The organism is uncultured Winogradskyella sp., assembly GCF_947501905.1.
GTDB lineage: Bacteria > Bacteroidota > Bacteroidia > Flavobacteriales > Flavobacteriaceae > Winogradskyella.
This window is the reverse complement of record NZ_CANMXL010000002.1, coordinates 119681-132931: the sequence shown is the minus strand read 5'-3', so window position 1 is coordinate 132931 and position 13251 is coordinate 119681. Positions and strand designations below refer to the sequence as shown.

The 13251-nt window shown below is 31.4% G+C and carries 17 protein-coding genes; 4 read left to right on the top strand and 13 right to left on the bottom strand.

The window, feature by feature from the left end; all coding sequences use genetic code 11:
* Positions 1 to 9: 9 nt before the first annotated feature.
* From Q0770_RS04235 to Q0770_RS04185, 11 genes are all read right to left on the bottom strand, one after another.
* Positions 10 to 381, bottom strand: a complete 372-nt coding sequence (locus tag Q0770_RS04235) for a hypothetical protein (protein WP_299114346.1) — start codon at positions 379 to 381, stop codon at positions 10 to 12.
* Positions 378 to 881 (bottom strand): thermonuclease family protein, encoded by a 504-nt coding sequence (locus tag Q0770_RS04230; protein WP_299114344.1) that lies wholly within the window; start codon positions 879 to 881, stop codon positions 378 to 380. Before Q0770_RS04230 ends, Q0770_RS04235 begins: the two co-directional genes overlap by 4 nt.
* An 80-nt stretch (positions 882 to 961) precedes the next feature.
* The gene (locus tag Q0770_RS04225; RefSeq protein WP_299114342.1) at positions 962 to 1276 is read right to left on the bottom strand and encodes a hypothetical protein; all 315 of its coding nucleotides are present in this window, start codon (positions 1274 to 1276) and stop codon (positions 962 to 964) included.
* A gap of 148 nt (positions 1277 to 1424) precedes the next feature.
* Positions 1425 to 1703: a hypothetical protein gene (locus Q0770_RS04220; RefSeq protein WP_299114340.1), complete on the bottom strand. Its 279-nt coding sequence runs from the start codon at positions 1701 to 1703 to the stop codon at positions 1425 to 1427.
* Between the two features lie 31 nt (positions 1704 to 1734).
* Entirely contained in the window at positions 1735 to 2028 is a 294-nt protein-coding gene (locus tag Q0770_RS04215; protein WP_299114339.1) for a TM2 domain-containing protein, read from the bottom strand.
* 10 nt (positions 2029 to 2038) lie between these two features.
* Positions 2039 to 2263, bottom strand: a complete 225-nt coding sequence (locus Q0770_RS04210) for a hypothetical protein (protein ID WP_299114337.1) — start codon at positions 2261 to 2263, stop codon at positions 2039 to 2041.
* A 262-nt stretch (positions 2264 to 2525) separates the two neighbouring features.
* Complete coding sequence (locus tag Q0770_RS04205; protein ID WP_299114335.1) at positions 2526 to 2870, bottom strand: hypothetical protein; 345 nt, start codon at positions 2868 to 2870, stop codon at positions 2526 to 2528.
* Positions 2871 to 2877: 7 nt separating this feature from the next.
* Positions 2878 to 3813: a hypothetical protein gene (locus Q0770_RS04200; protein ID WP_299114333.1), complete on the bottom strand. Its 936-nt coding sequence runs from the start codon at positions 3811 to 3813 to the stop codon at positions 2878 to 2880.
* Positions 3814 to 3911: 98 nt separating this feature from the next.
* The gene (locus tag Q0770_RS04195; RefSeq protein WP_299114331.1) at positions 3912 to 4577 is read right to left on the bottom strand and encodes a response regulator; all 666 of its coding nucleotides are present in this window, start codon (positions 4575 to 4577) and stop codon (positions 3912 to 3914) included.
* Between the two features lie 3 nt (positions 4578 to 4580).
* Positions 4581 to 6206 carry a tetratricopeptide repeat-containing sensor histidine kinase gene (locus Q0770_RS04190; protein ID WP_299114330.1) on the bottom strand — a complete coding sequence of 542 codons (1626 nt, stop codon included), beginning with the start codon at positions 6204 to 6206 and terminating at the stop codon, positions 4581 to 4583.
* A 27-nt stretch (positions 6207 to 6233) separates the two neighbouring features.
* Positions 6234 to 6395, bottom strand: coding sequence for a hypothetical protein (locus Q0770_RS04185; protein WP_299114328.1), 162 nt, complete (start codon positions 6393 to 6395; stop codon positions 6234 to 6236).
* A 353-nt stretch (positions 6396 to 6748) separates the two neighbouring features.
* Here Q0770_RS04185 and Q0770_RS04180 point away from each other — a divergent pair, with 353 nt between their 5' ends.
* Positions 6749 to 7459: a hypothetical protein gene (locus Q0770_RS04180; RefSeq protein WP_299114326.1), complete on the top strand. Its 711-nt coding sequence runs from the start codon at positions 6749 to 6751 to the stop codon at positions 7457 to 7459.
* 15 nt (positions 7460 to 7474) lie between these two features.
* On the opposite strand, the gene Q0770_RS04175 is transcribed toward Q0770_RS04180, so the two are convergent.
* The gene (locus Q0770_RS04175) at positions 7475 to 7711 is read right to left on the bottom strand and encodes a putative signal transducing protein (RefSeq protein WP_299114324.1); all 237 of its coding nucleotides are present in this window, start codon (positions 7709 to 7711) and stop codon (positions 7475 to 7477) included.
* 219 nt (positions 7712 to 7930) lie between these two features.
* Here Q0770_RS04175 and katG point away from each other — a divergent pair, with 219 nt between their 5' ends.
* On the top strand, positions 7931 to 10123 hold the full coding sequence (katG, locus tag Q0770_RS04170; RefSeq protein ID WP_299114322.1) for a catalase/peroxidase HPI: 2193 nt from the start codon (positions 7931 to 7933) through the stop codon (positions 10121 to 10123).
* A 74-nt stretch (positions 10124 to 10197) separates the two neighbouring features.
* Positions 10198 to 10668 carry an ankyrin repeat domain-containing protein gene (locus Q0770_RS04165; RefSeq protein ID WP_299114320.1) on the top strand — a complete coding sequence of 157 codons (471 nt, stop codon included), beginning with the start codon at positions 10198 to 10200 and terminating at the stop codon, positions 10666 to 10668.
* A 3-nt stretch (positions 10669 to 10671) separates the two neighbouring features.
* Here Q0770_RS04165 and nhaC read toward each other — a convergent pair whose 3' ends face one another.
* The gene (nhaC, locus tag Q0770_RS04160; RefSeq protein WP_299114318.1) at positions 10672 to 12141 is read right to left on the bottom strand and encodes a Na+/H+ antiporter NhaC; all 1470 of its coding nucleotides are present in this window, start codon (positions 12139 to 12141) and stop codon (positions 10672 to 10674) included.
* 84 nt (positions 12142 to 12225) lie between these two features.
* Here nhaC and Q0770_RS04155 point away from each other — a divergent pair, with 84 nt between their 5' ends.
* Positions 12226 to 13248: a metal-dependent hydrolase gene (locus Q0770_RS04155; protein WP_299114316.1), complete on the top strand. Its 1023-nt coding sequence runs from the start codon at positions 12226 to 12228 to the stop codon at positions 13246 to 13248.
* Positions 13249 to 13251: the final 3 nt, after the last annotated feature.

Below are 13251 nucleotides of genomic sequence, written 5' to 3'. Positions count from 1 at the left end.
TAATATAAATTAGTGCTGATAGCATCTACCATTAGAGTTTTTAGTTCTTCGTTTACATCGCCTACCAGATTTGGTTCTACCACTACATTGACTAGCGGCTGCTTTTTTTGAAGTTGTAGTTTTATATTCTTTCTTTGAAGTTAAAGACGTTGTATTTGACTTCTTTTTTGTGTTGCTTGCTGTTGGTTTACATACTTTGCAAGCAAGATACCCTAAAGCTTTAGCTTTATCTAATTTTATTTCTTTTTTAGAGTACTTAAGATAATGACAATTGTTTTTATGATATTTTTCTCCAGTTTTAGTTGTGTATACGTTTTGGGCAGATATAAAATAACCAAAAGATAATGTTATGAATAGAAGAACTATTTTAAGTGATTTCATTCTTTAGGTTTTTTCTTTTTCCTGTCTCTCCATTCCCAAGGTGCTATAGCATTTTTATCTTGCCAAAGTCCTAGTTTATTCTCTCTGGCATTGTCCTCTAAAGCTTGTAAAATAGAATCCTTAGAATATTTTCTGTAATGCCATGCAAATCCATTTTTCAAAAGCTCATGGCATAGGCTTAACGAATCATCATATATTACATTGCTAATATAACGTCTATACCTATCTTTTTTTAGTACGTTTAGCTTTACGGTTTTACTAAAGATTGCCTTAGACACAAATTGTTTTGCATTATTTGAAAATGGTTGTTTACGCTCTGGGCAATCTATATTGGCTAATCTTACTTTTATTAAGGTCGAATCTTTAGTTAGTAGTTTAAAAGTATCTCCATCAGTTATGGCTACTACTTTACCAACAATAGTTTCTTTTTTAATCGATTTTGAATTATTACTAAATGATAATATTATTAGAAATAAGAAAACTAACCAATATTTATGCATACAATTACTCTACAGGAACTCGTATTTGAGTTTTATTAATATTCATTCTTGTTTTTTGTAAAGTTAAGTATTGTGGCAGTTTATTTTATAGAAGCATTTATAATATTTATACCTATAGAGTTTACATTTTTAAAATTATCAATTTTCAATTTAAAAGGTTTAGTTGAATTTGGTAGAAACTGTTCGTAAATAGTATAATCTCTGCTTCCAATATTTGTTTTCGTTTTAGAATAATATATTACTCTTACTATTGCATCTTTGTATGTGGTTACTGAAGCTTTATTATTTATTCTGCCTTGAACTTTAATTTTGGTTCCCCAAAAACTTTTATTATATGTTCCTTCAATATTTAAAAACTTCAAAGGCTCTGAATTTTCCATTTCTTGAATAGTCATTTTTTTTTATAATAAGAGCTATTGCTATTTAATGAATCAAAATGACTATAAATATTGAGACCAATAATTATTGCCACAGAAGCAATAATTATTTTAAAAATCATGCTTAGCCAACTATTGTTTTTACCCATAATAAACCTAAATAATATTATGTGACAGGAACTAAATCACTTTCCCATGCTTCATACTCTTCATTCTCTGATTTGTTATTATGGCTATAGCAAATTGGTAATATATATTCTTTACCTCCTTGACCAGCCTTTATAACATGACCTCCTACATCAGGTGTTCCATTACAATATCTTGCTTCACATATTGTTGCTTTCTTTCCTTTTTTCTTTTCCCAGAAATCAAGCCAACTTGAATATCCATTTGGAGGATTGTTATTTGCAGTTCCTTTTTTGTTTTTAACATGAATGTATCCCATAGTTATAATTTTTAATTAATATTTTAAGAATTTAGTTACTCTTAGAAGCTGCTATCATTGCCATGTTCCTTGAGTGTATTTCCTCTTTTTCGTTTTTTTCAATTTCGGTAATTTGACTGCTAATTAGCATATTGTGATTGTTCACTTTAGTTGGAATATGGAATAAATCTATTATGCACCAAATCCCTAGTCCACCTATTGTGAACCAATAAAGTAATTGTAATCCCCATTTTCCTAAATAGGCATAATGACATCCTAAGAAAAACCAGCATAAATATGCAGTTCCTGTAGATTTTATTTTTGATAACAAATAATGCTTGTTCATGTTTATTGATTTACAATATTCTAGAGTATCCTTTTTTTACATATTTATTGATGTAACTATTCAATCCTTGCCCTTGTAGAGCTAGAGATTTCATATTTTCAATATGTTGTCTGCTAGCACTTGCATAGGTGTACTCATAAGAAGCATTTGTTGAAAATGTCACTATTATTCTATCCATTCCAATTTCATAAGAATGAACACCTGAATTACCACCTAAATTCCTGTATAATGGCATAATTTCGTTTTTTGTAATTAATAATATTCAAACATAAACCCATTAAAAAACAAAACCTTACGGAATTCCGTAAGGCTTAAATTCTTTTAATAAAATCTCCTTTAAGCATAGCTTATTAATTTCTAAGTAACAGTCTAAGCTATGAGTAGTTGTTTGGTTTAGTGGTTAATTTTGCAAGTAAACACGAAACTGAAAATCCGCTAGGATTTTCATAAGTATTAGAGAACAAACAGTTACTTTTAACCATTGTTGTATGCAGGTTTTAGTTTCTGCAGTCAATCATTATTGTTCCTAAATTGTTAATATAAACTTTATTTACTCTATTGTCGTTGTCATAATGGTTCGTAAAGTCTTCTCGAAGGTCTTCATAAGTTAAGTCTTCTACAACCTCCATAATTTTTACATTAATTAGTCTGCCTATTGGAATAACTCTATACTTTCCATCAGTTGTTTTCTTTGAATATTTTTCTCCTTGAATACCATAACTTTCAAATTTAGTATCTAAAGATTCAACGAATGAGTCAGTTATTTCATAAAGCTCTCTTTTGTTTTGAGAACAGCTTGTGAATAGAAAAATTGTAATTAATAATACTAAATGTTTTCGCATTTGTTTTCTATAAGTTTTTCAGTAAAACATACTCGCTTTCAAAATCCTCAACTTTTAAAATTTGTTTTGGATTACATAAGCTTTGTCGATAAGCAATTTCTGGATTACCATAGTTAACTTTAGTTCGATTAAAACATCCCTGTTTTTTTAGTACGACATAAATTGTTCCACTTATCAAATCATCATCCGATAATTCCAAACCACAGTTAAAAGGTATTGTTTTAGAATGTGCGAAATCATTACCATAATCTGCTGTGTTTCCAAGATATGAGCCATAATCTTTCCAACGTCTAAATTTATAGCCTAAAACCCCCAATAGTTTTAATTCACCATTATCCATTTTGTAAACCAAAATGGGTGGGAGTTTAGGATTGTTGTTCTCTGAAGTTATAGAAACTCTGGTCATTATATGACTATTTCCTCTTTCGGCATCTCGTAAGAAATATTGATACCCATAATCATCAAAACTCCAACGTTTCCCTTTCCATATTTTGTCAAACCTTAGCGATAAGTTGCCATACTCAATTCTAGTTGTTGGTTTTAATATTTTATACCCGAGAGTCTTTTTTCTCTCGAATTCTTCTCTTTCATTCTTTAATTTTCTTAGGGCTTCAATCTCTTGTTTTTTGATTATGTTATCAATCTTTTTTATCTCTTTTGAAGCTGATTTGGCATCATTTGTTCCTCTGTAATTTAATACAATGCCTTCAAATTCTGCTTTTGCCTCAATAAGTTTATTATCATATAATAGATTATTAGCTTTGATAAATCGATTTTCAGATGTGTTTTTTATTTCGGTCAATTCAGTTGAACAAGTATTTAATTCTTCTTTGGTTTTTTCAAGTTCAGTATTTAATTCTGATAACTGCTTTTTTGTTTCTCTGTTAGAGCAATTGAAGACAGATATTATTAAAATTAAATAGATAGTTGGTTTAATCTTCATTTTGAGTTTTAATATTAATAATGCCCAAACCTAAAACCATTAAAAGAATTTTCCTTACGGAAAACCATATTGGAAAAGAACAAGAGAAGAGGAGAAGCTTATATAAGTCCTAAATCTTTCATTTTTGCAACTAAGTGTGTTGCATTGTCAGCTTTAAATTGATCACGTAGTTTATTTAATCGCTTTTCTATAGAACTGACACTTCCTGGGGATATATTATTCTCTATAAAATAAAGGCTAATACCCTTTTGGTCTAAACCTAAAGAAAGTTGTTTGGTAAGTTCAATATCATAATCTGTGATTTCTAAATCCAATTTTGAATTTAAGGCATTTGCTACTTGTGGTGACAGGAAAGATTCATTATTGTAGACTAAATTTATAGCTTCAGCCAATTCCTTTGAACCGTTTCTGTCTTTGCAGACATAGGCATTGACTTTATAGTTTTTGACTAAAAGCCGTACTTTCTGCAATTGATCTTTCATTGAATATATTATGATGGACAAATTTGGAAAGTCTTTTCTTAGTGCAGCAATTAAATCTTCACCAGATGTAATATCGCAATTACGATGGTCTTTTTTAAAGGATAGGTCAGTTATTAGCAAGTCATAAGGTTCATTATCATATTTAGCTCTTTTAATCTTTAAAAATGCATCATCGCAGTATTGAGAATTAATAATATTGCTAACATTATTAGCTTTTAAAATATTTAATACACTAGTATTGATATCATCATGATCATCGACAATTAAAACCTTTTTAAACATATCTTAAACTTCAATTATAGCCTTAAAGCCTTTGTTTATTTCTGACTCAAAATTAATTGTACCACTAATAGCATTAATACGGTTTTCCACATTTAATAATCCATTACTCTTTTTTAAGTGACAACCAATACCATCATCTTTATAGTTTATTATTATCTTTTTAGAACTACTATTAAACGTTATCACTGCAATCGAAGCTTTGCTATGTTTTTTCATATTTATGAGTAGTTCTTGAAGGACTTTATATAAAGCCGTTTTCTTTATGTCAGAAACTTTCTCCCATTGTATTTTTGAGACATCCTTAAGGATAACATTCGTGTCAGAGTTAGTGTAATTTATAGCTAAATCATTTAAAATTATTTTAAAATCTCCAGTAATATTTAACTCTCCTAACTGTTTAGATATATCCCTAGCTTTATCGTAGATATGCTCAATGTCACTTTTTAAGTTGCTGTTTATATCTGTCTCAACTTCTAAGTTTGTCATTACTTGAAAAACGTCATTAGCAATTTCATCATGTACTTTTTTTGATATTCGAGATTCAGTTTTATAGACTTGTTGTAGTTTCTCTTTTTTGTGTTTAGATTTTTGATATAATTGAAAAAATATAGTAATTAAGAATATAAATATGAAAGAAATGACAATGCGCTCCTTTATTATTTTAGTATCTTTTAATTCTTGCTCCTTTTTTTCAAAATCATATCTTTTAGCAGTGTATTGATTCTTTATTTTTGACACACTTTTTTTAACACTATCTTCCAGTTTTCTTAATTTAAGAATTTTTGAATCTGTATTCAATTCACTGTAGAATAACAGTGTATTTAATAAATAATCACTATTTCCGCTAGCTTCAGCAACTACGATAGCTTTATTGGCATATTCTAAAGCTTTTATTTTGTCATTCCTATCTTTATAGTATTCTCCTAAATGTATATAGCTTTCTATAATTCCAGGGATATAATTTAACTTTAGCCTTATTTCCATAGCCTCTGTTAAACTTGTTAAGGCATCTGGATTTTCTATTTTGGATTGTGCAAAACCCAAATTATCCAAAGCTCTGGCAGTATTTTCCTTTTTGTTAAAATTTAAACTATTTAAATATGATTCTTTAAAGAACTCTATGGCAGAATTATAGTCTTTTTGTTCTAAATAAACTTTACCTATATTATTAATAATAGTAACTCTATTTTCAGAATTGTTATTTAAATCTAAAACCAAATTGTAATATTCAAGAGAAGTGTTGTAATCTTCATATTCTAGATATAAATTCCCTAAAAAGTTATTTAAAGGTATTCTGTAATCATTATTTTTTCCCTCAATCTGATCTAATAATTTTATTGCTTCAATTGCAGTTTTTTCTGCCTCGTATATAAATCCAATTTTTTTTTGAGCACTGGCTATGTAGGTTAAATTATATACTAATGCTAGAGTATTATCGTCTTTTTTGTGAAGATTGTTTAGGTTTTGAAGGTATAATATGGCATTAACTACATCATTATTTTTTTTGGAGCTTGTGATGGACTTCACATAAAAGTGTGTGCTATCTGTATTGTTTTGAGCTTCTATACGTTTATTAAAACACAATAAGGACAATAAAAAAAAGAGGAATGAAATTTTAATTGGTTTCATTCCTCTAAAATAGTAACAAATTAATTATTACCCACCATTTCCAGGAGGTGGTGGAGGTGGTGGATCAATCTCTCCACTTCCATCACAACAGGCTTGTTCTTTTATTTCTTCTGTAAGTGCCTCAGGTGTGCACGAAAAGAAAGCGCCATTGAGGAAAACCGTAAACAGAATTACATATATTTTTTTCATTTTGTTTTTATATTAAGATTTGACAATAGTGCTGCCGTCCGAGAAATTCTCAGAGCATTTGTTGCATAGCAACACAAACTAGATTTTGAAGAGGCGCCTCTTCATTGGGAAGTATGGATGCAGAAGTAAAACAGAATTGTTACTTCCCTAATGACAATGTCATTTTACTATGCAAACCAATAATGAATTGAATTTCGTAAGCCTTATTACGAGTAAGACGTTTATCAATTCTGAAGCAAATGAAGGGGGATTATATTGAAGTTATTGGAAATGAGTTGGAAAGGTTTTGGAAAGTTTATTCCTAAATATTTCCAAATTGAATTTGTAATTTTAAAAAGCTGAAAACCAACCTTATGAATAAGTTATTAATTGTAAAAGCATTCGTAGAAGCTAGATTAGCAAATGAGAAAAAAGGCATTAAAAAGCCTTCTCAAACCGATATTTCTAAAGAGCTATCTAATTTTATTGATAAAGAAGAAGGTTTTAGTCTTGATGAGCGGAGTTATAGAAATTATTATAATGAGGCGAAAAATCTATTAGATACTCAAGAAGATATAAGCATTAAACAGATGTCAATTATCAACGGGCTTTGTAAATATTTAGGATTTAATAATTATCAAGAATTTACAGAAAGTTTAGTAGAGGAAGAAGAAAAATCTATATTCAAAAAGATTAAAATTCTGATTAAAAAAAATAAAATTGTAATAAGTATTATGTCAATAATTATTATTGGATTAATTATGTATAATTCAATAACGAGACAGCGTTGGATGGTTTGGCAAGAAGATCATTATGTAGAAGTAAAGTTTGATTTAGAGAAGTATAATGTAAATCAACTTAAAGTTTACAAAGAAGAGCGTATAGAATTTTTCAAAAAGATTAATCCTACCTGTGCTTATGAGTTTTTTAATGAAGATGGTAGTGTAAAAGTATGGTATGAAAAAAATAAAAATGGAGAACTCGAATATTTTACAGATTTAGGACTACATCCAGAAACAGGAGAAACGTTAAAGAAAATAACTCAATACATGATTGATAAATATATCTGCAAAGAACAACATTAGTTCTATACTAATGTATTAAGCCTCCATCTCTGACTTTACACGATTTACAACTTCCATAGCTTTTTCAAGCTCTTCGTTATTGACATAAACTTCTTGAAATCCATCATTAATAATAGGGTAGCCATTTAATCTAAAAGATTCACTCTCATCTTTAATTATTGGTACAATGCCGATAGCTTCTAATTCAACTTTGACTCTGGTAACTAAAAATATATTGCCACCGTAGACTTTGGTATATTCAGTATCACTCATAACAGATATATTTAAAAATTAATGTACCTATAAGTTACAAAATTGTAACGAATGTTACACATTTAATGCGTTAATTATTGCATAAAGTAATACTTAATGAACTTACTATAGATACTGCCTATTAAAAAATAAAAATATAGAATGCTTCAATGAATAAAACCATGTTTTATTTCATAATTTTATACAAGTAAAATTTATAATCAAAAAAACTACAACATAATGAATCATAATAACGAAGGAGACCCAAATCAATGTCCATTTTTAAGTGGAGATCAAAAGAAAGCAGCTGGTCGCGGAACTAGTAATAGAGATTGGTGGCCAAATGAGTTAAAATTGAACATATTACGTCAAAATGCTTCAAAGAATAACCCAATGGGTGAAGATTTTGATTATGCAAAAGCATTTAATAGTATTAACTATGATGAGCTTAAAAAAGATGTTACAGCTTTAATGACGGATTCACAAGATTGGTGGCCTGCGGATTACGGTCATTATGGCGGGTTTATGATTCGTATGGCATGGCATAGTGCTGGGACATATCGTGTTGGTGATGGTCGAGGCGGCGCAGGAACTGGAACACATCGTTTTGCACCATTAAATAGTTGGCCAGATAATGGTAACCTAGATAAAGCACGTTTGCTATTATGGCCAGTAAAAAAGAAATACGGTAATAAAATTTCTTGGGCAGATTTAATGATTCTTGCAGGAAACTGCGCTTTAGAATCTATGGGCTTTCCAACTTTTGGTTTTGCAGGTGGTCGTGAAGATGTTTGGGAACCAGAACAAGATATATATTGGGGTTCTGAAACAGGTTGGTTAGATAATGACGACCGTTACGATACTAGTGATGGTGATTTAGAAGGTCATTTAGGTGCTGTGCATATGGGCTTAATTTATGTAAACCCAGAAGGCCCTAACGGAAATCCTGACCCATTAAAATCTGCACATGATATCAAGATTACATTCGGGCGTATGGCAATGAATGATGAAGAAACGGTTGCATTAGTTGCTGGTGGACATACATTTGGTAAAGCTCATGGCGCTGCAGACCCAGATAAGTATGTTGGTGTTGAACCGCATGGTGCATCAATAGAAGAAATGAGTACAGGTTGGAAAAACACATTCCAATCAGGTGTGTTAGATGATACAATTACAAGTGGTATCGAAGGTGCTTGGACACCTAACCCAACACAATGGGATGCTGATTATTTTGATGTATTATTAAATTATGATTGGGAATTAACTAAAAGTCCAGCTGGAGCACATCAATGGACGCCAACAGTTGCATCCAATGCACGTAGAGCACCAGCAGCTGGCGGAAATGGTACACAAGCCTTAATGATGACTACTGCAGATATGGCTTTAAAAATGGACCCAACATATAGAGAGATTTCTGAGCGTTTCCATAAAGACCACAAAGCCTTTGAAGATGCATTTGCTAGAGCTTGGTACAAGCTAACACATAGAGATATGGGACCAATTCAGCGTTATTTAGGACCTGAAGTGCCAAAAGAAGAGCTGATTTGGCAAGACCCAATTCCTGCTGTAGATTATACCTTAAGCGATTCAGATATTGAAGGCTTAAAGAAAATGATTTTAGCTTCAGGATTATCAGTTTCTGATTTAGTAAAAACGGCTTGGGCTTCAGCGTCTACATTTAGAGGTTCTGATATGCGTGGTGGTGCAAATGGTGGACGTTTACGATTAGAGCCACAACGTAGTTGGGAAGTAAATAACCCTACAGAATTAAATCGTGTTCTTAATGTTTACGAAGGCATTCAGGAAGCGTTTAGTGGAGATATTTCAATGGCTGACCTAATAGTATTAGCTGGTGTTGCTGGTGTTGAAGAAGCTGCTAGACATGCAGGACATAATGTGTCTGTACCTTTTACACAAGGTAGAGGAGATGCTTCACAGGAACAAACGGATTTAGAGTCTTTTGGATACTTAGAACCTTTAGCAGATGGTTTTAGAAACTATATGAATTCTAAACTTAATGTTGCCGCCGAGGATTTGTTAGTAGATAAAGCAAACTTGCTAACACTCTCTATTCCAGAAATGACAGCTTTAGTTGGAGGTTTAAGAGTATTAGGTGCTAATTTCGATGGTTCTGATTATGGTGTATTTACAGATAATGTAGGTAGCTTATCTAACGATTTCTATACAAATATCTTGGACTTTACTTACACTTGGAGTGCAACATCAGATAATGACACAATTTTTGAAGGTCGCGATAGAAGAACAGGTGCTGTGAAATTCAAAGGTACTAGAGCCGATTTAATCTTTGGTTCCAATACTGAACTAAGAGCAGTTGCTGAAGTATATGGAGCCAACGATGGTGAAGCAAGATTTGTTAATGATTTTGTTGCTGCTTGGGCAAAAGTGATGGACTTAGATAGATTTGACTTATAATAATTTTAAATAGATTAAAAGAAAGAGGAATGTATTCTTGTAGTGCATTCCTTTTTTATTAAAACAAATTAAGAATGAACGCAACTGAATTGTTTTTTGATACAATACGAAAGGGTTTAAACGACAGGTTAGAATTACAAATAGAAAACAACCCTGAAGTTGTTAATGCAAAAGATGCAAGAGGTTTTACGCCATTAATATTTGCAACCTATTTTGATAATAAAACAGCAGCAGATATACTATTAAAAAATAATGCAGAAATTGATGCTCAAGATGCTTCGGGAAATACAGCTTTATTAGGCGTAAGCTTTAAGGGGAATGTTACTTTGGCCGAAACATTGATAAGTCATGGTGCTAATATTAATGCTACCAATAAAATGGATACAACACCATTAATTTTTGCGACGATGTATAAGCAAAAAGAAATGGTTGATTATTTGCTGTCTAATGGTGCAGATAAATCTCTAAAAGACCAATCAGGGAAAACAGCTTTAGATTATGCCTCAGAAAAGCAATTCGTTGAAATCGCTAACATGCTGAAATAATCATTACTTATCCTTCAGCATTTTGATTTTTATTCTAAAGGCTGCAAATAAGAGTGTAGTAAACGGGCTTAGCCAGTTAAATACTGCATAGAAAAAATATTCTGCAACTCCAACACCAAGCACACCGCTTTGATACGCACCACAAGTGTTCCATGGTATTAATACTGATGTTACTGTACCAGAATCCTCAAGAGTACGACTTAAATTCTGTGGCGCTAAGCCTTTGTCTTCGTAAGCTTTTTTAAACATTTTTCCAGGAATAACAATAGCCAAGTATTGATCTGATGCTATGGCATTTAACCCTAAGCAACTAATCACGGTACTGGCGAATAATCCGAAAATACTAGATGCAATAGATAATAATGCTTTTGTTATTCGTGCTAAAGCACCAATTCCATCCATAATGCCACCAAATACCATAGCGCATACGATTAGAAAAATTGTCCAAAGCATACCTTTCATTCCGCCTGAACTAAATAGCTCATTTAAAGCTTTATTATCTGTAGTGATATTTGTATCAGTAAAGATAGAATTTACAATTGCTGAAAAGTTTGAATCTGATAATTTACTTAATACTTCTGGTTGAAATATAAAGGCAAAAATGGCTGCCAAGATTACACCAGCTGTCAGTGCTATCAATGGTTTCGTCTTTAACAAGATTAAAACTATAACTGTCACTGGTACTAAGAATAACCATGGTGTAATATTAAATGTTTTGTCAATTGACGCTAGAAGATTACTAATATCTGCATTTCCTGTTGGTTCTATAGACATACTAATGATACTAAAAACAATTAATGTTACTAATATTGTTGGTACTGTTGTGTATGCCATATATTTAATATGGGTAAATAAGTCTGTACCTGCCATTGCAGGTGCTAGGTTTGTTGTGTCACTTAAAGGTGACATTTTATCTCCGAAATATGCACCAGAAATTACAGCACCGGCAATCATACCAGGGTTTATACCTAATGCAGTGCCTATACCCACTAAGGCAATACCAACAGTTGCAGAAGTCGTCCAAGAACTACCTGTAGCTATTGAGATAACCGCAGCGATTATTACTGATGCTGGTAAAAATATTTCTGGACTTAATACCTGTAGTCCATAATACACCATTGCAGGAATTACTCCACTTACTAACCAAGTTCCAGCTAGAGCACCAACTAAGAATAAAATCATTATTGGAATAAAAACGCTTCTTAGGTTTTCCCAAACCTCCATAATCATGGTGTTTATAGTCACTTTATTAAAAAAGCCAACTATAGCAGCAACACCACCACCTATAAGTAATATAATTTGATTTGTATATGCTCCAAACCATTCTTGACTTTCAACAAAAAAGATATTATATGCAAGAAGTCCCATTAAAATAACCACAGGAATCAAAGCTTCTATAAAGTTTAATTCTTTATTGGTTACGATGTTTTGATCATTTGCTTTAAAGTTGTCAATGTTGTTATCGTCTTGCATTGTTATTAGTTTAGTGACGTAATGTTACGATTTTGTAAAGCCATTTGCAAATGCATTTAGTTGCTTACTTTTGTAATTGTATTTATGGATTCACTCACTCAGATTGTATTAGGTGCTGCTTGCGGAGAAGCAGTATTAGGAAAAAAAATTGGTAACAAGGCACTTTTGTTCGGTGCTATTGGTGGTACAATACCAGATTTAGATGTCATCATAGGAAATCTATTTTATAAAAATGAAATAGACGCCATGTTGTTTCATCGTGGGTTCATGCATTCTATTTTATTTGCGATTATCGGCACTTTTGTTTTTGGCTGGTTGGTCTATAAACTTTATGATAGAGGAAAAAGAGAAGAGTCAACAACTCTAAAAGATTGGCAAAAACTATTCTTTTGGTCTTTATTGACACATCCAATTTTAGATTGTTTTACGCCTTATGGCACACAACTCTTTGCACCATTTTCCGATTATCGTGTAGCGTTTAATAATATAGCTGTAGCAGATTTATTTTATACCATTCCTTTTTTAACATGTATGATAGTAATGATGTTTTACAATAGACAAAATAAAAAAAGAAAGTATTGGTGGAAACTAGGTGTTGGTATTAGTTCTATATATATGATATTAACTATTGTTAATAAACTGTACATTGATAGTGTATTCGAATCGTCATTGATTGAGAAAGGAATTTCTCATCAACGTTTTAGTACTCAACCTTCAATTTTCAACAATGTACTTTGGTATGGAATTGCTGAAACCGAAGACAGTTATCAAGTTGCTTATTATTCATTATTTGATTCGACTAATATTTTTTCAGAATGGAATATACTTCAGAAAACTAGAGTACTAAAACCAGAGGATTATGAAGATTTAGAGCATTTAGCGTGGTTTAGTAACAACTACTATAGTATTGAAAATCTTGAAGAGAATGACTATATCTACAAAGATTTGAGGTATCCTTTAATTAAAACTAAAGATGGATATAAACCTGTTTTTAATCTGAAGTTATATAAAACAGATAGTCGATTAGGTATGAAGCCATTTACTCCCGAGTTTGATGGGTTTTGGGCAACGATGAACTCTATATATCAACGTGCTAAAGGCAAATAGATT